This is a genomic window from Streptomyces sp. WG5 (assembly GCF_049974565.1).
In the GTDB taxonomy this organism is placed as follows: Bacteria; Actinomycetota; Actinomycetes; order Streptomycetales; family Streptomycetaceae; genus Streptomyces.
In genome coordinates this window covers 94,261-121,167 of sequence record NZ_JBNGGC010000021.1, presented here as the reverse complement: position 1 = coordinate 121,167, position 26,907 = coordinate 94,261, and the positions used below count along the sequence as shown (strand labels likewise).

At 72.1% G+C, this 26,907-nt stretch carries 22 protein-coding genes; 10 read left to right on the top strand and 12 right to left on the bottom strand.

Translation table 11 applies throughout. The annotated features are described in order from the left end of the window. Positions 1-152 precede the first annotated feature (152 nt). Positions 153-1,313, top strand: coding sequence for an NlpC/P60 family protein (locus ACP4IX_RS22825; RefSeq protein WP_426522440.1), 1,161 nt, complete (start codon positions 153-155; stop codon positions 1,311-1,313). On the opposite strand, the gene ACP4IX_RS22820 is transcribed toward ACP4IX_RS22825, so the two are convergent. From ACP4IX_RS22820 to ACP4IX_RS22800, 5 genes are read right to left on the bottom strand one after another with little or no spacing between them, the layout of a single operon-like run. Then, a complete protein-coding gene (locus ACP4IX_RS22820) occupies positions 1,277-2,539 on the bottom strand; it encodes a styrene monooxygenase/indole monooxygenase family protein (protein ID WP_426522439.1) in 1,263 nt (420 codons plus the stop codon). The two genes, ACP4IX_RS22825 and ACP4IX_RS22820, sit on opposite strands and share 37 nt — an antisense overlap. A 15-nt stretch (positions 2,540-2,554) precedes the next feature. Beyond that, a complete protein-coding gene (locus ACP4IX_RS22815) occupies positions 2,555-3,193 on the bottom strand; it encodes a GTP-binding protein (protein WP_426522438.1) in 639 nt (212 codons plus the stop codon). Further along, a complete protein-coding gene (locus ACP4IX_RS22810) occupies positions 3,174-3,716 on the bottom strand; it encodes a DUF742 domain-containing protein (RefSeq protein ID WP_426522437.1) in 543 nt (180 codons plus the stop codon). Before ACP4IX_RS22810 ends, ACP4IX_RS22815 begins: the two co-directional genes overlap by 20 nt. Next, positions 3,713-4,216: a roadblock/LC7 domain-containing protein gene (locus tag ACP4IX_RS22805; protein ID WP_426556488.1), complete on the bottom strand. Its 504-nt coding sequence runs from the start codon at positions 4,214-4,216 to the stop codon at positions 3,713-3,715. Before ACP4IX_RS22805 ends, ACP4IX_RS22810 begins: the two co-directional genes overlap by 4 nt. Continuing rightward, positions 4,213-7,287, bottom strand: coding sequence for a nitrate- and nitrite sensing domain-containing protein (locus tag ACP4IX_RS22800; RefSeq protein ID WP_426556487.1), 3,075 nt, complete (start codon positions 7,285-7,287; stop codon positions 4,213-4,215). The genes ACP4IX_RS22805 and ACP4IX_RS22800 overlap by 4 nt, the downstream gene beginning before the upstream one ends. A gap of 440 nt (positions 7,288-7,727) precedes the next feature. Here ACP4IX_RS22800 and ACP4IX_RS22795 point away from each other — a divergent pair, with 440 nt between their 5' ends. Next, positions 7,728-8,519 (top strand): protein phosphatase 2C domain-containing protein, encoded by a 792-nt coding sequence (locus ACP4IX_RS22795; RefSeq protein WP_426556486.1) that lies wholly within the window; start codon positions 7,728-7,730, stop codon positions 8,517-8,519. A 171-nt stretch (positions 8,520-8,690) separates the two neighbouring features. Here ACP4IX_RS22795 and ACP4IX_RS22790 read toward each other — a convergent pair whose 3' ends face one another. Beyond that, entirely contained in the window at positions 8,691-9,185 is a 495-nt protein-coding gene (locus ACP4IX_RS22790) for a MarR family winged helix-turn-helix transcriptional regulator (RefSeq protein ID WP_426522433.1), read from the bottom strand. 239 nt (positions 9,186-9,424) lie between these two features. Here ACP4IX_RS22790 and ACP4IX_RS22785 point away from each other — a divergent pair, with 239 nt between their 5' ends. Continuing rightward, positions 9,425-10,252, top strand: a complete 828-nt coding sequence (locus tag ACP4IX_RS22785; RefSeq protein ID WP_426522432.1) for a lysozyme — start codon at positions 9,425-9,427, stop codon at positions 10,250-10,252. A gap of 83 nt (positions 10,253-10,335) precedes the next feature. On the opposite strand, the gene lon is transcribed toward ACP4IX_RS22785, so the two are convergent. Beyond that, complete coding sequence (lon, locus tag ACP4IX_RS22780) at positions 10,336-12,780, bottom strand: endopeptidase La (protein ID WP_426556485.1); 2,445 nt, start codon at positions 12,778-12,780, stop codon at positions 10,336-10,338. Positions 12,781-12,965: 185 nt separating this feature from the next. Between lon and ACP4IX_RS22775 the strand changes: the two genes are divergently transcribed. From ACP4IX_RS22775 to ACP4IX_RS22755, 5 genes are all read left to right on the top strand, one after another. Continuing rightward, complete coding sequence (locus ACP4IX_RS22775; RefSeq protein WP_426522430.1) at positions 12,966-13,688, top strand: spermidine synthase; 723 nt, start codon at positions 12,966-12,968, stop codon at positions 13,686-13,688. Between the two features lie 122 nt (positions 13,689-13,810). Further along, entirely contained in the window at positions 13,811-14,551 is a 741-nt protein-coding gene (locus ACP4IX_RS22770; protein WP_426522429.1) for a response regulator transcription factor, read from the top strand. Further along, positions 14,548-15,672: a sensor histidine kinase gene (locus ACP4IX_RS22765; RefSeq protein WP_426522428.1), complete on the top strand. Its 1,125-nt coding sequence runs from the start codon at positions 14,548-14,550 to the stop codon at positions 15,670-15,672. Before ACP4IX_RS22770 ends, ACP4IX_RS22765 begins: the two co-directional genes overlap by 4 nt. A gap of 295 nt (positions 15,673-15,967) precedes the next feature. Then, a complete protein-coding gene (locus ACP4IX_RS22760; protein WP_426556484.1) occupies positions 15,968-19,801 on the top strand; it encodes a multifunctional oxoglutarate decarboxylase/oxoglutarate dehydrogenase thiamine pyrophosphate-binding subunit/dihydrolipoyllysine-residue succinyltransferase subunit in 3,834 nt (1,277 codons plus the stop codon). Between the two features lie 241 nt (positions 19,802-20,042). Beyond that, on the top strand, positions 20,043-20,225 hold the full coding sequence (locus ACP4IX_RS22755; protein ID WP_005312030.1) for a DUF6104 family protein: 183 nt from the start codon (positions 20,043-20,045) through the stop codon (positions 20,223-20,225). Positions 20,226-20,309: 84 nt separating this feature from the next. On the opposite strand, the gene ACP4IX_RS22750 is transcribed toward ACP4IX_RS22755, so the two are convergent. Then, complete coding sequence (locus tag ACP4IX_RS22750) at positions 20,310-21,119, bottom strand: hypothetical protein (protein WP_426556483.1); 810 nt, start codon at positions 21,117-21,119, stop codon at positions 20,310-20,312. Between the two features lie 137 nt (positions 21,120-21,256). On the opposite strand from ACP4IX_RS22750, the gene ACP4IX_RS22745 reads away from it, so the two are divergent. Both ACP4IX_RS22745 and ACP4IX_RS22740 read left to right on the top strand, forming a co-directional pair. Then, the gene (locus tag ACP4IX_RS22745) at positions 21,257-22,207 is read left to right on the top strand and encodes a DUF4097 family beta strand repeat-containing protein (RefSeq protein ID WP_426556497.1); all 951 of its coding nucleotides are present in this window, start codon (positions 21,257-21,259) and stop codon (positions 22,205-22,207) included. 1 nt (position 22,208) lies between these two features. Beyond that, complete coding sequence (locus tag ACP4IX_RS22740; protein ID WP_426522425.1) at positions 22,209-23,276, top strand: helix-turn-helix transcriptional regulator; 1,068 nt, start codon at positions 22,209-22,211, stop codon at positions 23,274-23,276. Positions 23,277-23,364: 88 nt separating this feature from the next. Here the strand turns inward: ACP4IX_RS22740 and ACP4IX_RS22735 are convergent, their stop codons facing one another. From ACP4IX_RS22735 to ACP4IX_RS22720, 4 genes are all read right to left on the bottom strand, one after another. Then, positions 23,365-23,925, bottom strand: a complete 561-nt coding sequence (locus ACP4IX_RS22735) for a Clp protease N-terminal domain-containing protein (protein WP_426522424.1) — start codon at positions 23,923-23,925, stop codon at positions 23,365-23,367. Continuing rightward, positions 23,925-24,134 carry a helix-turn-helix domain-containing protein gene (locus ACP4IX_RS22730; RefSeq protein WP_426522423.1) on the bottom strand — a complete coding sequence of 70 codons (210 nt, stop codon included), beginning with the start codon at positions 24,132-24,134 and terminating at the stop codon, positions 23,925-23,927. The genes ACP4IX_RS22735 and ACP4IX_RS22730 overlap by 1 nt, the downstream gene beginning before the upstream one ends. A 157-nt stretch (positions 24,135-24,291) precedes the next feature. Then, positions 24,292-25,257 (bottom strand): zinc-binding dehydrogenase, encoded by a 966-nt coding sequence (locus ACP4IX_RS22725; protein ID WP_426522422.1) that lies wholly within the window; start codon positions 25,255-25,257, stop codon positions 24,292-24,294. 201 nt (positions 25,258-25,458) lie between these two features. Beyond that, positions 25,459-26,694 (bottom strand): NAD(P)-dependent malic enzyme, encoded by a 1,236-nt coding sequence (locus tag ACP4IX_RS22720; RefSeq protein ID WP_426556482.1) that lies wholly within the window; start codon positions 26,692-26,694, stop codon positions 25,459-25,461. Positions 26,695-26,907: the final 213 nt, after the last annotated feature.

Here is a 26,907-nt window from a genome sequence, read left to right as displayed (position 1 = left end):
ATCCAGACGCCACGCCGGGTGGCAAGCCGGACGACGCCCACGGGTGACCCCGTTGCGCCGAACCGCGCACACTCCGCGAGCGGAGCCCCGCGACCCGTCACATGCTCGCGGTGCGGAGCGGACGAGCCGCCCCGCGGCCCGGAGGTGATGGTGTGTCAGGAAGGTTTCTGCGTCTGGTGTGCACGGCGGCGGTGACGGCCGGGATCGCCCTCGCGCCCGTGCCCGCCACGGCCGATCCCGGACCCGGCGAGGCCGGTCGCGACCGTTCCGTGGCCGGACTGCTGACGGACCTTCAGCGGCTGTACCGGGAGGCGGAGAAGGCCACCGAGACCTACAACGGCACCGAGGAACGCCTGCGGAAGCAGCGCGCCGAGGTGCGACGGCTGGACGCCGCGCTGGCCCGGACCCGGCTGTCCCTGCACGACAGCCGCGGCGCGGCCGGCCGGCTGGCCCGGCAGGAGTACCGGAACGCCGGCAGTCTCTCCCCCTATCTGCGGCTGCTGCTGGCCCGCGACCCGCGGCACGCGCTCGACCAGGGGCATGTGCTCGGCCGGCTGGCCCGGCAGCGGGCCGAGACGGTGGGCCGCCTGACGGGAGACGAGCGGAAGGCCGACGAGCTGGCCGAGCGGGCGCGCGCGGCCCTTGGCGAGCAACTGGCCCTCGCGGAGCGGCAGGAGCGGCAGCGGGACGAGGTGCGCGAAAGGCTGCACGCCGTCGAGGAGCTGCTGGCCTCGCTCACCCCCGAGGAGCTGGCCGCGCTGGCGGAGTTCGAGAGCAAGGGGATCGCCAGAGCGCAGGAGCGGCTCATGGGGTCCGGCGCGCTCGGCGACGACGACACGCCCACCGCCGGGGGCGACCGGGCGGTGCGCTTCGCGGTGGAGCAGCTCGGCAAGCCGTACGAGTGGGGCGCGGAGGGGCCTGCGTCGTACGACTGCTCGGGGCTGACCTCCGTGGCCTGGGAGCGTGCCGGGACTCCGATCCCGCGGACCAGCCAGGAGCAGTGGGCGCGACTGGAACACGTGCCGCTCGGTGAGCTGCGGCCCGGTGACCTGGTGGTGTACTTCCCCGAGGCCACCCATGTGGCGCTGTACCTCGGCGCCGGAATGGTCGTCCAGGCGCCGCGTCCCGGTGCCGAGGTCAAGGTCTCGCCGATCGCCGCCAACCCGGTCCTGGGCGCCGTACGGCCCGACCCCGGCGGGGAGCCGCTGCGGCGGTACACGCCGCCGAGGCTTCCCGAGGGGGCGACGGACGGGTCCGACGAGGGGTACGCGGCCGGTTACGCGCCCGCGGCGCCCGAGACCTCCATGAGGTAGCCCTCGGTCTTCGCGGGGTCGTAGAAGAAGTTCTCGAAGTCGGCCGGGTCGTCGAAGCCGTTGGCGAAGCGGTCGGCGACCGGCTGGAGCCGGCTGCCCGCGCCGATCAGGTTCAGGACGTGCTCCGGCGGCGGTGCGAGCATGGCGTTCGTCCACTTGGTGACGTGCCGTGCCGTCTCCCAGTAGCGGTCGAAGGTCTGCTGCATCCAGGCCTCGTCGAACTCCTTGTCGCCGTGCTCCAGGATCGAGTCGAGGTAGGAGGCGGCGCACTTGGAGGCGGAGTTGGAGCCCTGGCCGGTGATCGGGTCGTTGGCGACGACCACGTCGGCCACGCCGAGGACCGCGCCGCCGCCGGGGAGTCGGCCGATCGGGTTGCGCACGGTGGGGGCGTAGCGGCCGGCGAGGGTGCCGCCGGCGTCGGTCAGTTCGACCTTGGTGGCCCGCGCGTACTCCCACGGGAGGAACGTCTCCATGAGTTCCAGGGTCAGGGAGAGGTGCTCCGAGGGGTCCTTGACGTCCTTGAAGGCGTCCAGCGGGCCGCCGGGTATGCCCTCCCAGAACAGGATGTCGGCGCGGCCCGAGAGCGTGAACGTCGGCATGATGAACATCTCGCCGACGCCGGGGACCAGGTTGCAGCGGACGGCCTCCGTCTCCGGGTGCTCCGGGCGCGGGCCCATCCCGTGGACGTAGGCGACGGCGAGGGCGCGCTGCGGCTCTCCGTACGGGGAGCGGGAGGCGTCGCGGCCGAACATCTGCACCAGCTCGCCCTTGCCCGCCGAGACGAGGACGAGGTCGTAGGCGCGGGAGAAGTAGTCCAGGTCGCCGACGGCCGCGCCGTGGATGACGAGCTGGCCGCCGCGCTGGGCGAAGGTGTCCATCCAGCCGGCCATCTTCACCCGCTGGTCGACCGACTGCGCGAAGCCGTCGAGGTGGCCCAGCCAGTCGATCGCGCGCTGCGAGGGGCCCGGGTCGAAGGAGCCGGGGGCCGCCACCGAGACGCCGAGTCCCTCGATCTTCGGGGCCTGGGACTCCCAGAAGTTCAGCTGGAGATCGCGCTCGTGCTGGAGTGCCGTGTGGAACATGCACTGCGTCGACATGACCCGGCCGGTGCGGATCTCGTCCGCGGTCCGGTTGGACATCAGGGTGACCTCGTAGCCGTGCGACTGGAGGCCGAGGGCGAGCTGGAGACCGGACTGGCCGGCTCCGACGACGAGTATCTTCCGCATGCGGTGTTCCGTCTCCTACTCGGGGGTTTCGTCGAGCGCGTGGCCCACGAGGGACAACAGGGTCTCGATGGCCGAGATCCGGCGGCGCGCGTCCATGATCATTACGGGTATGTGCGCGGGGATCGCCAACGCCTCCCGCACGTCCTCCGCCTCGAACAGCTCGCTGCCGTCGAAGTGGTTCACGGCGACGACGTACGGCAGCCCGCAGCTCTCGAAGTAGTCCAGCGCCGGGAAGCAGTCCTTCAGGCGGCGGGTGTCGGCCATCACGACGGCGCCGATCGCGCCGCGCACCAGGTCGTCCCACATGAACCAGAACCGCTCCTGGCCCGGCGTGCCGAACAGGTAGAGCACCAGGTCGTCGTCGAGCGTGATGCGGCCGAAGTCCATGGCCACGGTGGTGGTGAGCTTGCCCGGGGTGGCGGTGAGGTCGTCGGTGTCCTCGCTCGCCTCGGTCATCAGCGCCTCGGTCTGCAGGGGCGTGATCTCCGAGACGGTGGTGACCAGGGTGGTCTTGCCGACACCGAAACCTCCGGCCACCACGATCTTCGTGGCTATGGGCGCCCGGGTGCGGTCCCTCTGCCAGGGCTGCACGGGCTCGTCCGTGTCGACGAGCGGAAGGACGCCGTAGTCGGCGTCAGAGACGACGGAGTCCACTGAGCACCCTTTCGAGCAGAGCACGGTCCGGGCGGCCCGTGCCGTGGCCGGTCCCGGTGCCGTACACACGGATCTTTCCCTGGTCCGCCAGGTCGCTGACGAGGACGCGGACCACACCGAGCGGCATCTTCAGCAGCGCGGCGATCTCGGCCACCGTACGCATACGGCGGCACAGTGCGACGATGGCCCGCATCTCCGGCATCACGCGGGAGGTGAGGCTTCCTCCCCCCCTGCTGAACGCGTGGGAGGTGCCCCCGGTCAGTTCCTTGCGCTCCTGGGCGGCTTCGAGCGCGGCGGTGCCGGCCGTGGCGCCGACGAACGTCTCGACGAGCAGGACGTGGCCGAAACGGGTCCGGCCGCCGGTGAGCGAGTAGGGCCGTACGCGGGCGGGCTTGCGGTCGGCGCCGCGCACGGGGAGGGCCTTCGGGTTCGGCGAGTTCCGCGGGGGCTTCGGCTTCTGCGGGGGCTTCGGCTTCTTCGAACTCTTCGAGTTCTGCGGGTTCCTGCCGGCGTCCCTGCTCATCGGGGACTCCCCGCCGACTCGGACTCCAGGGATTTCCGCAGTTCACTGCGGAGTTCGGGAGTCAGGACATGACCGGCGCGGCCGACGAAGAGCGCCATGTGGTACGCGATGACGCTCATGTCGGCGTCCGCGGAGCCGTGCACGCCGAGCAGCGAGCCGTCACTGATCGACATCACGAACAGGCTGCCCTCGTCCATGGCGACCATCGTGTGCTTCACCTTGCCGAAGTCCACCAGCCGGGCGGCGCCGACGGTCAGGCTGCCGACGCCGGAGACGACGGTGGCGAGGTCGGCGGCCGAACCGCGCGGGCCGGTGCGGCGCACGGTGTGGAGTTCGCGGGCCGCGTCGATGCGTTCCTGGTCGGAGGAGAGCAGGAGCAGGCCGTCGGAGGAGACCACCGCGACCGAGAGGATGCCGGGCACCTCCTCGACCAGGTTGGTCAGCAGCCAGTGCAGATTGCGGGCTTCGCTACTGAGTCCGAAGGTACTGGGAGCGGTCAACTGCTTGCCTCCTCGACAGTGCCCCCCGTGGCTTCCTCGGTTGTCCCCGCCGCGGCGTCCGGCGCCCGGTTCTGTCCGGTCCGGTCGGCGATCTCCGCCTCGACGTCGCGGCGGCCGGCCTCCGCCCCCCGGCGGAACCCTCCCAGGCGGCGGCGGAGTGCGTCGGCGTCCACCGAGCCGGCCGTGCGCGGCCCGGGAACCGCCGCGGGTGTGCTGATCCTGGGGGTCCGCTTGGGCAGGCCCTTGTCGGTGACGGGCTCGGCCGGTTCGGCGTCGTCGGTGTTCCCCGCGTCGTCGGTCCGGGCGGTGCCCTCGGCCCGCATGGTGCCCTCGGCCCGCGTGGTGGCCCCGGCCCGCATGGGGTCCTCGTCCGGCGCGCGATCGTGGGCGTCGGGGCCGATGGCGTAGGGGCCGGAGTCGGGTGTGGGCTCCGGATCGGGTGTCCGGGTCGCCTCCGCCCGTGCCTGCACCGGCAGCAGGAGGGCCATCGTGGTGTCGTCGGGGAGGTCGCGTCCGGGAGCGGTCCCGGCCTCGGGGGCCTCCGCCGCCTCAGGCCTCTTCGCCTCGTCGGCCTCCGTGTTCCGGGCGGGCCCCGGGTCGGCCGCGTCGGGCAGGGCCTCGCGCGCCTCGGACGCGTCGGGCGCCTCAGGAGCCTCGGTCGCCTCGGTCGCCTCGGTCGCCTCGGTCGCCTCGGTCGCCTCGGGGCGAGTGTCCTCCGCCTTCTCGGCCTCGGCCACGCCCGTCCCGTCGGTCCCGGCCGTCCCCTCCGTCCCGTCGGCCTCCGCGCGTCGTACGGACTGTTCCGCCGAGGCGACGAGCGGATCCGTGTCCTTCTCCACCCGGCCGCGCAGGACGTTGGAGTTGGCCTCGGCGTCGGCGCCCGGCAGGGAGAAGGTTCCCGTGCCCTCGGAGGTCGGCAAGGTCGGGACGAGTGCCGCCGGCGGTGCCGCGGCGAGCAGGGTGTCCGGCAGGACCACGACGGCGGCGACACCGCCCTGCTTCTGCTCCCGCAGCCGCACGCGCGCCCCGTGCCGGTGGGCGAGCCGGGCCACCACGTACAGGCCCAGCCCGCAACCGTCCTCGCCCTCCTGGTCGTAGGGCGCGTCGGGGTCGAAGTCGGTGAGGCGGGCGTTGAGGCGCTCGAGGCGCTCGGCGGCCATGCCGATGCCCTCGTCCTGGACGGAGAGCATCACCTCGCCGTTCTCCAGCAGCCAGCCGGAGATCTCGACGGGCAGGTCCGGCGGCGAGAAGGAGGTGGCGTTCTCCATCAGCTCGGCCAGCAGGTGGGAGAGGTCGTCGGCCGCGAACCCGGCCACGTGCGCGTGCGGCGGCAGCGCGGCGATGCGGACGCGCTCGTACCGCTCGATCTCGCTGACCGCGGCCCGGACCACGTCGACCAGCGGCACCGGCCCGGCACTGTGCTGGACGTGCTCGGTGCCGGCGAGGACGAGGAGGTTCTCGCTGTGCCGGCGCATGACGGTGGCGAAGTGGTCGAGCTTGAACAGGGTGGAGAGGCGCTCCGGGTCCTGCTCGCGCTCCTCGAGGCTTTCGATGACCGCGAGCTGCCGCTCGACCAGGCCGAGGGTGCGCAGCGCGAGGTTCACGAAGGCGCCGCCGATGCTCTTGCGCACCACGTCCAGCTGGGCGGCCGACTCGGCGAGTTCGGCGCGCAGTTCCTCGCGGGCGTCGGCCATCTTCTGCCGCTGGCCGACGAGGTGCTTGCGGTCGGCCTCGAGTGTGTTGACGCGGTCGGCGAGCGTGACGGCGTGCGCGTGCAGGGCGTTGACGGAGCGGACGACCTGGGCGAACTCGTCGTTGCGGCCGGTGAAGGCGACGGCCTCCTCGGCCGTCGGGTCCTGCGCGCCGGCCAGCCGGGCCGAGCCGCGGCGGAGCACCGAGAGCGGGCGGGTGAGGGTGCGGGCCATGGCGGTGGCGATGCCGACGGTCAGCAGGATCAGGGCGCCGAGGGCGGCGATCCGGATCTCCAGCGCGGTGACGTCGTCGTCGCGCAGCCGCTCCAGGTCCGTGGTGCGCTTCTCGTAGAGGGCGGACTCGGCGCCGCGCATGGCGTCGACGCGGGCGGAGAGCGCGGCGTCCAGCCTCTTGGTGCTGGTCCGGAGGTCGTTGTCGGAGAGCGTCGGCTCGTTCGTGAGGCCGGCGAGGTACTTCTCGGCGGAGTTGATCTCCGGGCCGGCGACCGTGGAGTCGAAGCTGTCCCGTGCCTCCTTGGGCGCTCCCTCGCGGAAGTCGGCGAGGGCCGCGTCGGAGCGCACCCGGGCCTGCTGGGCGGCGGCGGCGAGCGCGTCGCGCTGCTCGGCGTCGGCGTCCGAGGACGTGCTCGTCTCGGTCGGCAGACCCGTGATCGGGTCGATGACGGTCTCGGTGCTGCTCGGTACGTTCAGCGCCGCGAGCAGCAGCCCGCGGGTGGCGGAGGCCTGCTGGACCGCGGTGTCCAGTTCGGCGAGGGCGTACGCGCCGGCGCCCGCGCGGGGCGGCATCCGCTCGGCCAGCTCCTCGGCCAGCGCGTGGAGTTCGGCGATCGCCTCCGAGTACGCCTCGTGCGCCTGCAGAGCGGTGCTCTTGCCGGTGAGCGCCGCCCGGCGCAGGGCCGCGACGGCGTCGAGGTCCTCGCGCAGGGAGGCGGGCGTGTCGGTGTCGGCGCGGAGTTCCTCCACCTGCCGGTCGACGCGGGCGCTGCGCTGCTCGGAGGGCGCCTTGGACTTCGGGCGGCCGGCCGCGATGTAGGGGGTGACCTCGTCGCGCTCGTCGGCCAGGGAGTGGGCGAGGGTCAGCGCGCCCTGGGTCCGCTCGGCGAGCGTCACCAGTTCCTGGGAGTCGTGCAGGTGGCCGGAGGCGGCCACGACCGACGGTGCTCCGGCTCCGGCGACGGCCACGGCCACGACCGCCACGGCGATGATGAGGCGGTTGCGTACGTGGGTCGGGCGTCCCTTGCCGACGGGGGCCTGGGGCGGCGCCGGGGTGGAGGTACCGGGGGTGCGCTCCGCGCTCCCCGCGGGGGCCGTCTGCTTGCCTGTGCGACGAGGCCGCGTCTTCTGCACCGGTGCTCGCATTCCTGACTCGTGTATCCGTGGGCCCGGGTGGCACTCCGTCAACTGGCCGGTCGGCGCGTGCGCCCTCCGCCACGCTCTGGGCTGTCCCCAGGCCGCCGACTGCGCGTCGGACGGGGTGCCCGCGTGAGCGGGGCAGGCCCCCCACCGGTTCCCGACCCTCCCAGTGCCGGTGGGCGGTGGGCGTGCATCATCCGACCCGCCACCCGAAGGAGTGAACCCCGGACGGGAGTTGGTGGGCAAGTTCCCCCGGCTCGCTCGACACGCCCGCGCGGCGCGCCGGTTGGACGTCCGGGACGGGCGGTGGCACTATGTGCCGCCGCGCATTGCCGGAGTACGGAATTCCCTCCCAAACCCGGCGCCTGACCTGCGCGGCTGCGTCGATCTCCGGGAACTCGCCCGCCCCTTGCGGACCCTGTGAAGGGGTCGTGCAGACTGGCCGGATGCGCACGGAACTCGTCTCGGAACCCGGCCTCGCCGACCACCCCAACGAGGACTTCGCGAGCGTCGGGCTACCGGCCTCGGGGCAAGGGGGGTCACTCGTCGTCCTGGACGGCGTGACGCCGCCGCGGACCGGGACGGGCTGTCTGCATTCGGTGCCCTGGTTCACCGGGCGCCTCGGCGGAGCCCTGACCGAACTGACCGTTTCACTCCCGGATGTTCCCCTCGCCGAAGCCCTGTCCCGTGCCATCGCGCGTACCTCGGCGGCACACGCGGAAACCTGTGACCTTTCTCACCCGCGGACTCCGCAGGCAACCGTGGTCCTGGCCCGCTGGTCCCCCGCCGCCGCCGAGTACCTGGTCCTGTCCGACTCGGCCCTGTTGGTGGAGGCCCCCGACGGCGGGGTCGCGGCGGTCCTGGACGACCGGCTGGCCCGGCTGCCCCGCTCGGCTCTCGCGACGGACGCGCTGGTGGACGCGGGCTTCCGCAACAAGGAGGGCGGCTTCTTCACGGCCGCGGCCGACCCGGCGGTGGCGGCGCGGGCGGTGACGGGGGTGCTGCCGCGCGGGGAGGTGCGGACACTGGCGGCGCTGACGGACGGGGCCGCACGGTGGGTGGAGACGTTCCGGGAGGGCGACTGGACGGACTGCCTCGCGCTGGTGCGCAAGCAGGGCGCGCAGGCACTGGTGGACCGGGTACGGGAGCTGGAACGCGCGGACGCGGCGGGGCGCCGGGAGTTCCTCGGGCGCGGCAAGACGCACGACGACGCGACGGTGGTGTACGCGGAGCTCTGAACGCCAGGGCTTCGGCCCTGCTTCTCCGCCGGGGACCGCGTGACCTGCTTCTCCGCCGGGGACCGCGCACGCGCTTCTCCGCCGAGGCCAGGCCCTGCTTCTCCGCCGAGGGCTCAGGCACTGCCTCTCCGCCGAGGGCTCAGGCACTGCTTCCCGCCGAAGACCGCGGCGCTACTTCTCCATACCCCGGTTCAGTTCGTGCAGCAGCCGGGCGAGTTCCGTCACCTCACGCGGGTCCCAGCCGGCGAGCCGCCCGGCGTAGCGCGCGCGGCGGGCCTCCCGCACCCGGCTGACGCGGGCCTGGCCCTCCGGGGTCAGGGTGACCAGCCAGGCGCGGCCGTCGGCGGGGTCGGGCTCCCGGGCGACGAGGCCGAGGTCCTCCAGGGCGCGCAGCTGGCGGGACATCGTCGCCTTGCCGACGCCGATGTAGGCGGCGAGCTCCGTGGCCCGCTGCCCGCCGCACTCGCCGAGCCGTACGAGGAGGCCGTACGCGGACGACTCCAGGTCGGGGTGGACCTCCCGGGCCATCTCGCCCTGGCTGGCCCGGGCCCGCCGGAGCAGGACCGTCAGCTCCCGCTCCAGCGCCAGGAACTCCGGTTGGTTCACACCACTGCCGGACACTTCGGCTTCGACTCCTCGACCGCCGCCGTTCCCGTCTTCGTGCACGTCAGCCCCTGCCTCGATTTTCCCGGTCCTGAAAGTTTCCGCCACGGGCGGTCATCACCGCAGCTCGGCAAGTATTTCGCAGGCTTAGACCACCGGAAGCTGCCGGTCCCTCTTCCCACCCCCGTTCTACGTGCGTAGCGTCTTCACCGGAACCCCGAGTGGCATGCTCACGCCACCCACGGGATCCTCCCCACCCACGCATCCCCCACCGAGCACCACCGAGCCATCGGAGGCACGTCATGCCCGTGCACAGATCCGGATCGGCCCGCGGGCGGCGCTTCGCCGTCACCGGGGTCCTGCTCGCCGCGTTCTCCCTGCTGTTCACCCTCCCCGCACACTCCTCGTCGGCCGCCGACACCCCGCCGCGCGGCTCCGCCCACATGGGCATGGGCGTCCTGGAGCACGACGGGCGGCACGGCACACCGGTGCCGGGCGGCGCCACCCAGACGGAGGGCGTGGACGTCTCCAGCCACCAGGGCAACGTCGCCTGGTCGACCCTGTGGAACAGCGGGGTCAAGTGGGCCTACGTCAAGGCCACCGAGGGGACGTACTACGAGAACCCCTACTTCGCCCAGCAGTACAACGGCTCGTACAACGTCGGCATGATCCGCGGGGCGTACCACTTCGCCACGCCGGACACGACGAGCGGCGCCGCCCAGGCCAACTTCTTCGTCGACAACGGCGGCGGCTGGTCCCGCGACGGCAAGACGCTGCCGGGCGCGCTGGACATCGAGTGGAACCCGTACGGGGCCACCTGCTACGGCAAGACGCAGAGCCAGATGGTCTCCTGGATCCGGGACTTCCTGAACACCTACAAGGCCCGCACCGGCCGCGACGCCGTGATCTACACGGCCACCAGCTGGTGGACCCAGTGCACGGGCAACTACGGCGGTTTCGCGGTGAACAACCCGCTGTGGGTCGCCAGGTACGCCTCCACCGTGGGCACGCTGCCGGCCGGCTGGGGCTACTACACGATGTGGCAGTACACCTCGTCCGGGCCGACGGTCGGGGACCACAACAAGTTCAACGGAGCGCTGGACCGCGTCAGGGCGCTCGCCAACGGCTGACGGTCCCCCTTCCACGGAGCGGAGGCCCGGGTCCCCCACGGGACCCGGGCCTCCGCCTTCCGGCCTACGTCCTCCCCCGGTGCCTAAAGCCTGGGAGGTGCCCCCACCGCCGCGACCGGAACCTCCGAGCCCACACCGTTCGTCGCCGGTGCGAGCGCCAGTTCCAGGACCTGGCGGACGTCGGTGACGGCGTGGACGTCCAGCTTGTCCAGTACCTCCGCCGGGACGTCGTCCAGGTCGGGCTCGTTGCGCTTGGGGATGATCACCGTGGTGATGCCCGCCCGGTGTGCCGCGAGCAGCTTCTGCTTGACGCCGCCGATCGGCAGCACGCGGCCGGTCAGCGAGACCTCGCCGGTCATCGCCACGTCGGTGCGCACCAGCCGGCCGGAGAGCAGCGAGGCCAGCGCCGTCGTCATCGTGATGCCGGCGCTCGGGCCGTCCTTGGGGACCGCGCCCGCCGGGAAGTGGATGTGCACGCCCCGGTCCTTCAGGTCGGCCACCGGCAGCTCCAGCTCGGCGCCGCGGCTGCGCAGGAAGCTCAGCGCGATCCGCGCCGACTCCTTCATCACGTCACCCAGCTGACCGGTCAGGGTCAGGCCCGACGCCCCGGTCTCCGGGTCGGCCAGCGACGCCTCGACGTACAGGACGTCGCCGCCCGCGCCGGTGACCGCGAGGCCCGTGGCCACGCCCGGCACCGAGGTGCGCCGCTCGGCCGGTTCCTGGGCGGACTCGGGCACGTGGTGCGGCCGGCCGATCAGGGCGCGCAGGCCGTCGTCGGTGACGGTGAAGGGCAGCTCGCGTTCGCCCAGTTCGTGCTGGGCCGCCACCTTGCGCAGCAGCCGGGCGATGGACCGCTCCAGGGTGCGCACGCCCGCCTCGCGGGTGTACTCGCCGGCCAGCTTGCGCAGCGCGCCCTCGTCGACCGTGACCTCGTCCTTGTCGAGCCCGGCGCGCTCCAGCTGGCGCGGGAGCAGGTGGTCGCGGGCGATGACGATCTTCTCGTCCTCGGTGTAGCCGTCGAGGCGGACCAGCTCCATGCGGTCGAGCAGCGCCTCCGGGATGGCGTCCAGGACGTTGGCCGTCGCGAGGAACACGACGTCGGACAGGTCGAGCTCGACCTCCAGGTAGTGGTCCCGGAAGGTGTGGTTCTGGGCGGGGTCGAGGACTTCGAGCAGGGCGGCGGCCGGGTCGCCCCGGAAGTCCGAGCCGACCTTGTCGATCTCGTCGAGGAGCACGACCGGGTTCATCGATCCGGCTTCCTTGACCGCCCGCACGATCCGGCCGGGCAGAGCGCCGACGTACGTACGCCGGTGGCCGCGGATCTCGGCCTCGTCGCGGACGCCGCCGAGGGCGACGCGGACGAACTTCCGGCCCATCGCGTGGGCGACGGACTCGCCGAGGCTGGTCTTTCCGACCCCGGGCGGGCCGACGAGGGCGAGTACGGCACCGCCGCGCCTCCCGCCGACGACGCCGAGCCCCCGGTCGACGCGCCGCTTGCGCACCGCCAGGTACTCGGTGATCCGCTCCTTGACGTCGTCCAGGCCCGCGTGCTCGGCGTCCAGTACGGCCCGGGCGCCCCGGATGTCGTAGGCGTCCTCGGTGCGGACGGTCCACGGCAGTTCGAGGACGGTGTCGAGCCAGGTGCGGATCCAGGAGCCCTCGGGCGACTGGTCGGAGGCCCGCTCCAGCTTGTCGACCTCCTTGAGCGCGGCCTCGCGGACCTTCTCCGGCAGGTCGGCGGCCTCGACGCGGGCGCGGTAGTCGTCGGACTCCTCACCCTCCTGTTCGCCGTTGATCTCGCGCAGTTCCTTGCGCACGGCCTCGAGCTGGCGGCGCAGCAGGAACTCCCGCTGCTGCTTGTCGACGCCCTCCTGGACGTCCTTGGCGATGGTCTCGGCGACGTCCTGCTCGGCCAGGTGGTCGCGCAGCTGCTGGGTGGCGAGCCGGAGGCGGGCGACCGGCTCGGCGGTCTCCAGGAGCCGGAGCTTCTGCTCGGTGGTGAGGAAGGGCGAGTAGCCGGAGTTGTCGGCGAGCGCGGAGACGTCGTCGATGGCCTGCACCCGGTCCACGACCTGCCAGGCGCCGCGCTTGCGCAGCCAGGCGGTGGCGAGGGCCTTGTACTCCTTCACCAGTTCGGTGACCTGGCCGGGCAGGGGGTCGGGCACGGTGTCGTCGACGCGGGTGCCCTCGACCCACAGGGCGGCGCCGGGTCCGGTGGTGCCGGCGCCGATCTTCACGCGGTCCCGTCCGCGGATCAGGGCGCCCGGGTCGCCGTCGGCCAGCCGGCCGACCTGCTCGACCGTGCCGAGGACGCCGGTCGTGGCGTAGGTGCCGTCGACGCGCGGGACGAGCAGGACCCGGGGCTTGCCCGGCTCGGACCCGGCGGCGGCCTGGGCGGCCTCCACCGCGGCCCGTACCTCGGTGTCGCTCAGGTCCAGGGGGACGACCATCCCGGGCAGCACCACTTCGTCGTCGAGCGGCAGCACGGGCAGGGTCAACGGTGTGAAGGCGTCGGACTCAGCAGCCATGATCTCCCCTTCGGCATTCAAGTTGAGTTACACCGACTCAATGAAAGCGAGCCCGCGATTGTTCCCCCCAGCGTGTTCGCTCTGAGCGATCAAGAAGCGGAAGTTGTCCGTCCGCTCAGCCCCCTCGGGCCCGCAGGCGAGAGCGCGGCCGGACCGCACGGCATTCCCCCTGCCAGGATGGGTCGATGCCCATCACTTCCCATGACTCCCACGACCACGGCATCCCCGAAGTGCTGGACCGTCGCGAGGGCCCGCACGGCGAGGTCGTCCTGCGCCGGCACGGGGCACTGCTGCAGATCATCGCGAACGGCTGCTTCCTGATGGACACCTCCGACGGGCGCTCGGAGCGGCGGCTGGTGGACGCGGCGGCCGACGCGCTCGCCGCCTCCGACGCCCTCGCCGGCCGTGCCGTGCGGAACGCGCCGCACCTGCTGATCGGGGGACTCGGTGTCGGTTTCTCACTCGCACACGCGGCCGCCGACCCGCGCTGGGGCCGGATCGCGGTCGTCGAACGCGAGCGCGCCGTCATCGACTGGCACCGGGGCGGCCCGCTGGCACCGCTGTCCGCCGAGGCGCTGGCCGACCCCCGCACCGAGGTCGTGGAAGCGGATCTGGTGCGGTACGTCAATGAGACTTCCGACACGTACGACGCGCTCTGCCTCGACATCGACAACGGCCCCGGCTGGACCGTCACCGAGGGCAACGACGGGCTCTACGCACCGCCCGGACTGGCGGGCTGCGCAAGGGTTTTGAGGCCCGGCGGGGTACTCGCCGTATGGTCCGCGCAGCCCTCTCCGGAATTCGAAGAAACCTTGCGTAATGCCGGGTTCCAGCAGGTGCGTACCGAAGAGATCCCCGTTGCCCGGGGCGTTCCGGACGTCGTCCACCTCGGCATCGGGCCTGGATAGCAAAGGCGCGGTGAATCCCCGTACGCTGCTGACCTGACGCGGTCGTTCAAGCGGCGATCGCAGTCATGCGCAGACGAGGAATCACCCCACTGATTCCGGTAAGCACACCTCAGGGGCGGGCGATGGAGCAGACACAGACCTCCCACAACGGCACGGCGACGGCTACTCCGGGCGCCCAGCGCCGGGTGCTGGTGGTCGAGGACGACCAGACGATCATGGACGCCATCGCGACCCGCCTGCGTGCCGAGGGGTTCCTGGTGCAAACGGCGGGCGACGGTCCGGCCGCCGTCGACACGGCCGAGGCATGGCAGCCCGATCTGCTCATCCTCGACATCATGCTCCCCGGCTTCGACGGCCTGGAGGTCTGCCGTCGTGTGCAGGCCCAGCGGCCGGTGCCGGTGCTGATGCTCACCGCGCGCGACGACGAGACGGACATGCTGGTCGGGCTCGGCGTGGGCGCCGACGACTACATGACCAAGCCGTTCTCGATGCGCGAGCTGGCCGCGCGCGTGCACGTGCTGCTGCGCCGGGTGGAGCGGGCCGTCGTGGCCGCCTCGACGCCGCGCAGCGGCATCCTGCGCCTCGGTGAGCTGGAGATCGACCACGCGCAGCGCCGGGTGCGGGTGCGCAGCGAGGACGTCCACCTCACCCCCACCGAGTTCGACCTGCTGGTCTGCCTGGCGAACACCCCGCGCGCGGTGCTCTCCCGGGAGCAGCTGCTGGCCGAGGTGTGGGACTGGGCGGACGCCTCCGGCACCCGGACCGTGGACAGCCACATCAAGGCGCTGCGCCGCAAGATCGGGGCCGAGCGGATCCGTACGGTGCACGGCGTGGGGTACGCGCTGGAGACGCCGACGCCATGAGCGGAGGGCGGGAGGCCGCACGGAGGAGCCCCGGCCCCCGGAACACCGGGGAACCCTGGGGCGGCGTACGCCCGTTCTCGATCAAGACCAAGCTGGGTGCGCTGGTCGTCACGTCGGTGCTGATCACCACCGGTCTCTCGGTGATCGCGGTGCACACCAAGACGGAACTGCGCTTCATCACGGTCTTCTCGATGATCGCCACCCTGCTGATCACCCAGTTCGTGGCGCACTCGCTGACCGCGCCGCTGGACGAGATGAACGCCGTGGCCCGGTCCATCTCGCACGGCGACTACACGCGCCGGGTCCGCGAGAACCGCCGCGACGAGCTGGGCGACCTCGCCGTCACCATCAATCGCATGGCCGACGACCTGGAGGCCCAGGACCGGCAGCGCAAGGAGCTGGTGGCGAACGTCTCGCACGAACTGCGCACGCCCATCGCGGGCCTGCGCGCGGTTCTGGAGAACATCGTCGACGGGGTCACCGAGGCCGATCCGGAGACCATGCGGACGGCGCTCGGGCAGACGGAGCGGCTCGGCCGGCTGGTGGAGACGCTGCTGGACCTCTCCCGCCTGGACAACGGCGTCATACCGCTGCGCAAGCGGCGCTTCGAGGTGTGGCCGTACCTGTCCGGCGTACTGAAGGAGGCCAACATGGTCGCCTCGGCACGCGCGGGCATCGCGTCCGGGTCCGGCAGTCACAGCCGCACCGACGTCCATCTGGCACTCGACGTGTTCCCACCGGAGCTGACCGCGCACGCCGACCCCGAGCGCATCCACCAGGTCGTCGCCAACCTCATCGACAACGCGGTCAAGCACAGCCCGCCGCACGGCCGGGTGACGGTCAGGGCGCGGCGCGGGGACCTTCCGGAGTCGCTGGAGCTGGAGGTTCTCGACGAGGGCCCCGGTATCCCGCGCTCGGAGTGGCGCCGGGTGTTCGAGCGGTTCAACCGGGGTTCGGTGTCCCGGCCGCACGGTCCGGGCAGCGACGGCGGCACCGGGCTGGGCCTGGCGATCGCGCGCTGGGCGGTGGATCTGCACGGCGGCCGGATCGGAGTGGCCGAATCCGAGCGGGGCTGCCGCATTCTGATCACCCTTCCGGGTCTTCCCACGGCATCGAGTTGACGTAGGGTTCGAAGCGGAGCGTCAAGATCCACTGACGTCCGCGCTGGCGGACACGTGTGATCAGGCGCAGACCAGGTACAGACCCGCGTTCTCTCGGCGCCGGGTCCCGGTCTCCCCTTCCCACGCGCAGCAGAACCTCGCTTGTTTCCCGCCATTTCCAGCGCCGAAACACGGTCTGCGATGTGACTTACGCGACGATGAACGGGCCCGGTCTGACCTTCCGGGCCCGGGAGGCGTAGCCTTGATTCCCGCTGTCCACCATCTTGTGAAGAAGCGGAAGAGGGCGGTTCTCGCCGTGTCGCCACAGTCCCCCAGTAACTCGAGCATCTCGACCGACACCGACCAAGCGGGCAACGCGGGCAAGAACCCCGCGGCCGCGTTCGGTGCCAATGAGTGGCTCGTCGACGAGATCTATCAGCAGTACCTCCAGGACCCGAACTCCGTGGACCGAGCCTGGTGGGACTTCTTCGCCGACTACAAGCCAGGCGCGGCCGCGGCCCAGGCCGCCTCCGGTGCCGCGGACTCCGGCAGCGCGCCGCAGGCCGCCCCCGCACCGCAGGCGCAGGCTCCCGCCCCGGCCCAGGCCCAGACGGCCGCCCAGCCGGCCGCCGCAGCCGCGCAGCCCGCCGCTGCCGCCCCGGCGGCTCCTGCGGCTCCTGCGGCTCCTGCGGCTCCTGCAGCGAAGCCGGCCCCGGCCAAGCCCGCCGCCAAGGCGCAGACGAAGGCCGCCGCGCCCGCCAAGGAGGCCACCGCCTCCGCGGACGGTCCCGAGCTGGTGACCCTGCGCGGTCCCGCCGCCGCGGTCGCGAAGAACATGAACGCCTCGCTGGAACTGCCCACGGCCACGTCCGTGCGCGCGGTCCCGGTGAAGCTGCTGTTCGACAACCGCATCGTCATCAACAACCACCTCAAGCGCGCCCGGGGCGGGAAGATTTCCTTCACGCACCTGATCGGCTACGCGATGGTGCAGGCCATCAAGGCCATGCCGGCCATGAACTACGCGTTCGGCGAGAAGGACGGCAAGCCGACGCTCATCAAGCCGGCGCACGTCAACCTCGGCCTCGCCATCGACCTGGTCAAGCCCAACGGCGACCGCCAGCTGGTCGTCGCGGCGATCAAGAAGGCCGAGACCATGAACTTCTTCGAGTTCTGGCAGGCCTACGAGGACATCGTCCGCCGCGCCCGCGACGGCAAGCTCACGATGGACGACTTCACCGGCGTCACGGTCTCCCTGACCAACCCCGGCGGCCTCGGCACCGTCCACTCGGTGCCGCGCCTGATGCCCGGCCAGGCCGTCATCATGGGCGTCGGCTCGATGGACTACCCGGCGGAGTTCCAGGGCACCAGCCAGGACACGCTGAACAAGCTCGGCATCTCGAAGGTCATGACGCTCACGTCGACCTACGACCACCGGGTCATCCAGGGCGCCGCCTCCGGCGAGTTCCTGCGCCAGGTCGCCAACCTGCTCCTCGGCGAGAACGGCTTCTACGACGAGATCTTCGAGGCGCTGCGCATCCCCTACGAGCCGGTCCGCTGGCTCAAGGACATCGACGCCTCGCACGACGACGACGTCACCAAGGCCGCCCGCGTCTTCGAGCTGATCCACTCCTACCGGGTCCGCGGCCACGTCATGGCCGACACCGACCCGCTGGAGTACCAGCAGCGCAAGCACCCCGACCTGGACATCACCGAGCACGGGCTCACCCTGTGGGACCTGGAGCGCGAGTTCGCGGTCGGCGGCTTCGCCGGCAAGTCCCTGATGAAGCTGCGCGACATCCTCGGCGTGCTGCGCGACTCGTACTGCCGCACCACCGGCGTCGAGTTCATGCACATCCAGGACCCGAAGCAGCGCAAGTGGATCCAGGACCGCATCGAGCGCTCGCACACCAAGCCGGAGCGCGAGGAGCAGCTGCGCATCCTGCGCCGCCTGAACGCCGCCGAGGCGTTCGAGACGTTCCTGCAGACCAAGTACGTCGGCCAGAAGCGGTTCTCCCTGGAGGGCGGCGAGTCCGTCATCCCGCTGCTGGACGCGGTCATCGACTCGGCGGCCGAGTCCCGCCTGGACGAGGTCGTCATCGGCATGGCCCACCGCGGCCGGCTGAACGTGCTGGCCAACGTCGTCGGCAAGTCGTACGCGCAGATCTTCCGCGAGTTCGAGGGCAACCTCGACCCGAAGTCGATGCACGGCTCCGGTGACGTGAAGTACCACCTGGGCGCCGAGGGCACCTTCACCGGCCTGGACGGCGAGCAGATCAAGGTCTCGCTGGTGGCCAACCCCTCGCACCTGGAGGCGGTCGACCCGATCGTCGAGGGCGTCGCCCGCGCCAAGCAGGACATCATCAACAAGGGCGGCACCGACTTCACCGTCCTGCCGATCGCGGTCCACGGCGACGCGGCCTTCGCGGGCCAGGGCGTGGTGGCCGAGACCCTGAACATGTCGCAGCTGCGCGGCTACCGCACCGGCGGCACGGTGCACGTCGTCATCAACAACCAGGTCGGCTTCACCGCCGCCCCGGAGTCGTCGCGCTCCTCCATGTACGCCACCGACGTGGCCCGCATGATCGAGGCCCCGATCTTCCACGTGAACGGCGACGACCCGGAGGCCTGCGTCCGCGTGGCGCGGCTGGCCTTCGAGTTCCGCCAGGCGTTCAACAAGGACGTGGTGATCGACCTCATCTGCTACCGCCGCCGCGGTCACAACGAGACCGACAACCCGGCCTTCACCCAGCCGCTGATGTACGACCTGATCGACAAGAAGCGCTCGGTGCGCAAGCTGTACACCGAGTCCCTCATCGGTCGCGGCGACATCACCCTGGAAGAGGCCGAGCAGGCGCTGCAGGACTACCAGGGCCAGCTGGAGAAGGTCTTCACCGAGGTCCGCGAGGCGGCTTCCCAGCCGGCCGCCGCGGAGCCCTCGGACCCGCAGGCCGAGTTCCCGGTGGCCGTGAACACCGCGGTCACCGCCGAGACCGTCAAGCGGATCGCGGAGTCCCAGGTCAACATCCCCGACCACGTCACCGTGCACCCGCGGCTGCTGCCGCAGCTGCAGCGCCGGGCGGCCATGGTCGAGGACGGCACCATCGACTGGGGCATGGGCGAGACCCTCGCCGTCGGCTCGCTGCTCCTCGAGGGCGTCCCGGTCCGGCTCTCCGGCCAGGACTCGCAGCGCGGCACCTTCGGGCAGCGCCACGCGGTGCTCATCAACCGCGAGACCGGCGACGAGTTCACGCCGCTGCTGTACCTGGCCGAGGACCAGGCCCGGTACAACGTCTACAACTCCCTGCTCTCCGAGTACGCGGTGATGGGCTTCGAGTACGGCTACTCGCTGGCCCGCCCCGACGCGCTGGTGATGTGGGAGGCGCAGTTCGGCGACTTCGTCAACGGCGCGCAGACGGTCGTGGACGAGTTCATCTCGTCGGCCGAGCAGAAGTGGAACCAGACCTCCGGCGTCACCCTCCTCCTGCCGCACGGCTACGAGGGCCAGGGCCCGGACCACTCCTCGGCCCGCCCGGAGCGGTTCCTCCAGCTCTGCGCGCAGAACAACATGACGGTCGCGATGCCGACCCTGCCGTCGAACTACTTCCACCTCCTGCGGTGGCAGGTGCACAACCCGCACCACAAGCCGCTGGTCGTCTTCACCCCGAAGTCGATGCTGCGCCTCAAGGCCGCGGCGTCGAAGGCGGAGGAGTTCACGACGGGCCAGTTCCGCCCGGTCATCGGCGACGACTCGGTCGAGGCGGCCGCGGTCAAGAAGGTCGTCTTCTGCGCCGGCAAGGTCTACTACGACCTCGACGCCGAGCGGAAGAAGCGCGGCGTGACGGACACGGCCATCATCCGCATCGAGCGCCTGTACCCGCTGCCGGGTGCCGAGCTCCAGGCGGAGATCGCCAAGTACCCGAACGCCGAGAAGTACCTGTGGGCCCAGGAGGAGCCGGCGAACCAGGGTGCCTGGCCGTTCATCGCGCTCAACCTGATCGACCACCTGGACCTGGCGGTCGGCGCCGATGTCCCGCACGGTGAGCGCCTGCGCCGCATCTCGCGCCCGCACGGCTCGTCCCCGGCCGTCGGTTCCGCGAAGCGGCACCAGGCCGAGCAGGAGCAGCTGGTGCGTGAGGTGTTCGAGGCCTGAGCCTCCGGACGACCGGCCTGACGCCGAAGGGCCCGGCCCCCGGGAAACCGGGGCCGGGCCCTTCGGCGTGCGTACTCGTCCGGCGGCCGGGACGGTACGGGCGCGGGTACGTACGCGTACCGGCGGCCGGGACCATGCCGGCGCGGGTACGGGGCGCGCCTATCCTGGGACCAGCGGTTCCCACGGAACCCCACCCTGTTCGACTCAGTCGGTCCAGCCGACCCATCCGACGGAGAGCACGTTGTACTTCACCGACCGCGGCATCGAGGAACTGGAGAAGCGGCGCGGCGAGGAGGAGGTCACCTTCGAGTGGCTCGCCGAGCAGCTGCGGACCTTCGTCGATCTCAACCCGGACTTCGAGGTGCCGGTGGAGCGGCTGGCGACCTGGCTGGCGCGGCTGGACGACGAGGACGACGAGGAGTAGTCCTCCGGGGGTGCGCCGCCTCCCCGAGGCTGTCAGGGACGCGGTAGTCCCCCAGGATGCGCGCCGCCGCGTCCACCGAGGATGTCAGGGACGCCGTGTCAGCCCGTACGCCACCCCCAGCGCTCCGTGCGCGACCAGCAGTACGCCCGCCGTGGTCCAGCCTCCGCTGCGGCGCCGCAGACCCCAGGCGGTGAGGGGCAGGCCGGCCGCCATCTGGGCCAGGGCCAGGGCGCGGGCTCCGGGGCCGCCCACCCAGGGCATCCAGGGGGCGAGGCGGCTTTCACCGGCGGTCGGGCGCCGCCCGGGTGCCCCGGTCCGCCGGACGCCGGGCAGACCGCGGGCGGCGGCGCCGAGGCGATCGGCCGGTTCGCCGGGGTCCAGCCCGGCGGGGAGGGCGACTCCCGCGCGGGTGAGGACCGCGAGCAGTCCACGCACCCTGGTACGGGCGTCGGCCTCGGGATCGGGCCTGGCCAGCCGGTCCAGCGACTGCACGTCCAGTACGGGATCCAGGCCGAGGCGGTCGGCGAAGGTGCGCATCGCCTCGTCCTCGCCGACCGGGGTGCCGTCCGCGAGCCACACGTAGCCGACGGGGCGGCGGAAGCCGGACGCGAGGGCGCAGCCGGCCCGGTCGGCGTCCCACCACAGGGCGAGTACGGGCCACGGGGCGCCGACGGCGAGCGCGGCCGCCCAGCCGGTGAGCACACGCTCGACCGGTTCGTCGCCGCGCCGCCAGGGCCCGCGCTCCGGGACGAGCACACTCCACGTCTCGCCGGCCCGGAGCAGCGGCATGCGCTCGCCCAGCAGCGGAGCGACGGCGGCGACGGAGTCCGGCTCGGCGCGGCACAGCAGCAGGGCACCGGCAGCGGAGGCGGAGGCGGACTCTTCCGTCGACATGGTCACAAGCTAGGGCAATCCCGCCCTCCCGGCCTGGCACAGACCACCGGAACGGGTCCCTTGACTTTCCCCGTGCGCGATATATCGTGAAACACGGAGGACGCGATATGGCGCGTTCGGTCGAGGAGGTCTGCACCATGTCCGAGTGGTCCGTCGCGGAACCCGGGAAACTCACCTTCGACGAGTCCGTGAGCGAGCTCCAGGTACGCATCGTCAATGGAACAGTGAACGTCGTGGGCACGGACGAGGGTTCCGCCCGCCTGGAGGTCTCCGAGATCGAGGGGCCACCCCTGATCGTGACCCACCAGGACGGCGTACTCACCGTGGCCTACGAGGACCTGCCCTGGAAGGGCTTCCTCAAGTGGCTCGACCGCAAGGGCTGGCGCCGCAGCGCGGTGGTCTCCCTGGCCGTGCCGACCGGCACCCGCGTGGAGGTGGGCGTGGTCAGCGCCACGGCCGTGGTCTCCGGACTCGACGGGCGCGCCGAGGTGCGGGGCGTCGCCGGGGACACCACGCTGGTGAGCCTCGCGGGCCCGGTCCGCGCGGACACCGTCTCCGGGAATGTGGAGGCCCAGGCCCTCAGCGGTGACCTGCGCTTCAACTCCGTCTCCGGCGACCTGACGGTGGTGGAGGCGGGATCCTCCGTCCGGGCGGACTCCGTGAGCGGTTCGATGATCGTCGACCTGGATCCGGCCGGCGGCCCCACCGACATCAACCTGACCAGCGTCTCGGGCGAGATCGCCATCCGGCTGCCCCAGCCCGCCGACGCCCGGGTGGAGGCGAACACCGCCAGCGGCACGGTCTCCAGTGCCTTCGAGGACCTCCGGGTGGGCGGCCAGTGGGGTGCCAAGCGGATCACCGGCCGGCTCGGCGCGGGCAACGGCCGGCTGAAGGCCACGACCATCTCCGGCTCGATCGCCCTGCTGCGCCGCCCGGCAGGGGAGGACACCGCGTGGGAACGCGAGCCCGAGGCCACCGGTCCGGCGGACGACGCACAGGACGACTCGGGGGACAATTCCGCTTCCGGCCGGGACCGCGGCGCCACCGGCGCCCCGGCCGACGGCACGACCGAAAAGAAGGTGCTCTGACATGTCCCCCGTCTTCGCGCACGGCCGCCTCCGCCTCTACCTCCTCAAGCTGCTGGACGAGGCCCCACGCCACGGCTACGAGGTGATCCGGCTCCTCGAAGAGCGCTTCCAGGGTCTGTACGCCCCGTCGGCCGGCACGGTGTACCCGCGCCTGGCCAAGCTGGAGGCCGAGGGGCTGGTCACCCACACCACCGAGGGCGGCCGCAAGGTGTACGCCATCACCGACGCCGGCCGCGCCGAGCTGTCCGACCGCAGTGGCGAACTGGCCGACCTGGAGCTGGAGATCCGGGAGTCCGTCGCCGAGCTCGCCGCCGAGATCCGGGCCGACGTACGCGGCGCCGCCGGTGATCTGCGCCGGGAGATGCGGGCCGCGGCCAGCGCCGCCCGCGGGGGCACCGGCTCGGCAGCGCACGAGGAGGGGGGCGGCTCCGCCGCCGGCGCCGCGGACACCGACGACAAGGAGGCCTGGCACGCCGCCAAGGAGGAGATGCGGCGCGTCAAGCAGGAGTGGAAGGAGCAGGCCCGCCGCGCCAAGGACGAGAGCCGCCGCGCCCGCGAAGAGGCCCAGCGCGCCCGGCGCCAGGCCAAGGAGGCCCAGGAGCGGGCCCGGACGCAGGCGCAGGAGGAGGTGCAGCGCATCGCCCAGCGGGTCCAGGAACAGGTTCAGGACCACTTCGCGCGGGGCGACTGGCCGACAGGGCTGCGCGAGGGCCTGAGCGAACTGGCCAAGGAGGTCGGTGACTTCGGGAAGGACTTCGGGAAGGAGTTCGGCAAGGACTGGGGCTTCGGCCGCACCGACGCCGGACCGAGCACCCACCGGCCCGAGTACTCCGCGGCCCGCGAGGACTTCCCGGCCGGCTACGCCCCGTCCTGGGCCCACGAGGACGCCGCGGAGTCCACCGGTGACCCGGCCCGCGACCTGGACCGGCTGCTCGACCGCTTCCGGGACGACATCCGCGACGCGGCCCGGGACCACGGCGTCACCGCCGACCAGCTCCGCGACGCCCGCCTCCAGTTGTCGACGGCCGCGGCGCACATCGGGGCGGTACTGCGGACACCGAAGGCCTGATCACCGGCGCCGGCTCCTGCGGCGCGCATGTCCCCGGCGCGGCGCCCCGGCGCACCGCCGAAGGCACCTCGCCGGGGCGCCGCACACGTCAGGCGCAGGCCTCCCCCGCGCCGCCCAGCACCCTGGTCAGCGACTCATGGGTCACCCCGTGGTCGGCGAGCACCTCGGCGGGTACGCCGGGGCGGACGGTGAGGGCGAGGAGAATGTGCTCGTCCCCGATGTGCCGGTCGCGCCGGGCGACGGCGGCCCGCAGCGCCTGCTCCAGCACCTCCTTGGCATCTTTGCTGAAGCTGCGGTGCCCGGACCACCACCGCCTGTCCTTCCGGTCGCCGGACATCGCGCCGACGCCATGGGCCTCCTCCACCCGGGCGACGATCTCGGAGACGTCGATCCCCAGGCCGGCGAGGGCCTCGGTCTCGGCCCGCGTCAGCCCGGCACGGCGCCGCGCCTCCGCCAGGGCCTGCCGTACCTCCTCCTCGCGTTCGCCGACCCCGAGCGCCGACAGCGCGAAGGAGGCGCGGCTGCCCCCACGGTCCAGCAGGGCGAGCAGCAAGTGCTCGGCGTCGACGGTCTGCGCCCGCGCCCCTTCGGCCTGCTCGACCGCCCCCTGCACCACGGCCCGGGCATCCTTCGTGAATCGCTCGAACATCAATGCCTCCCGTACTTCTTGTGCACGGCCTGCCTGCTGACCCCGAGTTCCGTGGCGATCTCCTGCCACGACCACCCCTGATTGCGCGCGCTGCGCACCTGCACCGCCTCCAGCTGCTCCAGCAGCACCCGCAGTGCGGCGACGGCCCGCAGCCCGACCCGGGGGTCACGATCACCCGCCCGCGCGGCGAGATCCGTTGCTTCGCTCATGCTGTCAATGTAAGTTGACAGGACCCACTCGTCAACCCAAGTTGACATTCCGGGTGGTCCGGGGAATGCGAACGGCGGGCCCGGACGTCCGGGCCCGCCGTGGACGAGCAGCTGAATGATCCGATCGGTCTGCGCGACAGGGAGAAAAGGGCGAAGGTCAGGAAACGCTGAGCACGATCTTGCCGAACTGCCCTCCGGAGGCCATCCGCTCGAATCCCTCGCGGGCCCGGTCCATCGGAAGCACCTCGTCGATGACGGGACGTACGCCGGTCGCGGCGCAGAAGGAGAGCAGGTCCTCCAACTCGTCCTTCGTGCCCATCGTGGAGCCGACGATCTTGAGCTCCAGGAAGAAGACCCGGGTCAGCTCGGCATGGGAGGGCCGGTCGCCGCTGGTGGCGCCGGAGATGACGAGCGTGCCGCCCGGCCGCAGCGACTTCACCGAGTGGGACCAGGTGGCGGCGCCCACGGTCTCGATGACGGCGTCGACCCGCTGCGGCAGCCGCGCGCCCGGCTCGACGGCCTCCACGGCACCCAGCTCCAGGGCCCGCTTCCGCTTGGCCTCGTCCCGGCTGGTGGCGAAGACCCGCAGCCCCGCGGCCCTGCCCAGCACGATCGCGGCCGTGGCGACCCCACCACCGGCGCCCTGCACCAGCACCGAGTCACCGGGGCGCACCCCGGCGTTGGTGAACAGCATCCGGTACGCCGTCAGCCAGGCGGTCGGCAGACAGGCGGCCTCCTCGAAGGAGAGCTCCTTCGGCTTGGGCAGGACGTTCCAGGTCGGCACGGCGACCTGCTCGGCGAACGTCCCCGGGTAGCGCTCCGTGAGGATCGAGCGGGGCTCCTTCGGGCCGACGCCGTGGCCGGTCTGCCCGATCACGGAGTGCAGGACGACCTCGTTGCCGTCCGCGTCGACACCCGCGGCGTCACAGCCGAGGATCATCGGCAGCCGGTCCTCGGGAAGGCCGACGCCGCGCAGGGACCACAGGTCGTGATGGTTGAGGGAGGCGGCCCTGACATCGACGACGCTCCAGCCGGGACGGGCCTCGGGAGCGGGACGCTCTCCCGACTCCAGTCCGGTCAGCGGCTGGTCGCGGTCGATTCGGGCGGCGTAGACAGCGAACATGACCTTGACGATAGGTTCCCCACCCGCCGTCCGGAACCGTACGCCCCTGTGACACACGCCCTCTTGTCACAGCCGCGCCCGCCCGCGCCACCCGGCCGCGCCCCTCGTTGCCGCGCCCCGTCGCTGCCGCTCCGACCGGAAGGAGAACGGCCCCGTCCACCGGGGACGAGGCCGTTCACCGCGCGGGTGGGCGTCACACCGTCACCGGCGCGCGACCCCCTCCGCCCGGGCGGCCGCCGCCACCGCCGCCGTCACGGCCGGCGCGACGCGCTCGTCGAACGGGGACGGGATGACGTAGTCCGCGGCGAGGTCGTCGCCCACCACGGAGGCCAGCGCCTCGGCCGCCGCGAGCTTCATGCCCTCGGTGATCCGGGACGCCCGCACCTGCAGCGCGCCCGCGAAGATGCCCGGGAACGCCAGCACGTTGTTGATCTGGTTCGGGAAGTCCGAACGCCCCGTCGCGACGACCGCCGCGTACTTGTGGGCGACCTCCGGGTGCACCTCGGGGTTCGGGTTGGCCATCGCGAAGACGAAGGCGCCCTTCGCCATCGAGGCGACCGCCGGCTCCGGCACCGTACCGCCGGAGACGCCGATGAAGACGTCGGCGCCCGACAGGGCGGCCTCCAGCGAGCCGGACAGTCCCGCCTTGTTGGTGAAGGAGGCCAGCTCCCGCTTGACCGCGGTCAGGTCCTCACGGTCCGCCGACACGACGCCCTTGCGGTCCGCGACCGCGACGTCGCCGATGCCGGCCTCCACCAGCATCTTGGCGATGGCGACGCCGGCCGCGCCCGCGCCCGAGATCACCGCCCGCAGCTCGCCCAGGGTCCGCCCGCTCAGCCGGGCGGCGTTGCGCAGGGCCGCGAGCGTCACGACCGCCGTGCCGTGCTGGTCGTCGTGGAAGACCGGGATGTCGAGGCGCTCCTGGAGCTTGCGCTCGATCTCGAAGCACCGCGGCGCCGAGATGTCCTCCAGGTTCACGCCGCCGAAGGACGGCGCGAGCCGCACCACCGTCTCGACGATGTCGTCGGCGTCCGTGCAGTTGAGCGCGATCGGGACCGCGTCCACACCGCCGAACTGCTTGAACAGGATCGCCTTCCCCTCCATCACCGGAAGGGAGGCCTCGGGTCCGATGTCCCCGAGTCCCAGAACCGCCGTACCGTCCGTCACGACCGCCACGACCGACGACTTCCACGTGTAGTCGTGGACGAGGTCGGGCTGCTCGGCGATCGCGCTGCACACTTTCGCGACGCCGGGCGTGTACGCCAGGGACAGGTCGTCCTTGTCACGGACCGGCACGGTGGCCTGCACGGCCATCTTGCCGCCGCGGTGCAGCGCGAACGCGGGGTCGAAGGAGTCGAGGGGCTCCGTGCCCGCCTCCTGCTCCGTGCCGGCGTCGCTGTCGCTGTCGCTGCGAGGATTGACGATCTCCGCTGCCACTTTGTCTTACCCCTTAAGAGTTCATGGTTTGAGGGTTTGTCCACTCCTGGTGAGGAATGGGCGGGCACCGCGCAGGGAGATGGCCGACTGGGCCACACGGGCCCCTGCGCGACGGGCGCGCCGCACACGCGCCCTGAGCCCCTGATGAGGGGTGTAAAGAACCTTCTTACCCGACGGACGCCCCCCGCGACGAGTCCGATAAGCGCAAGCTCA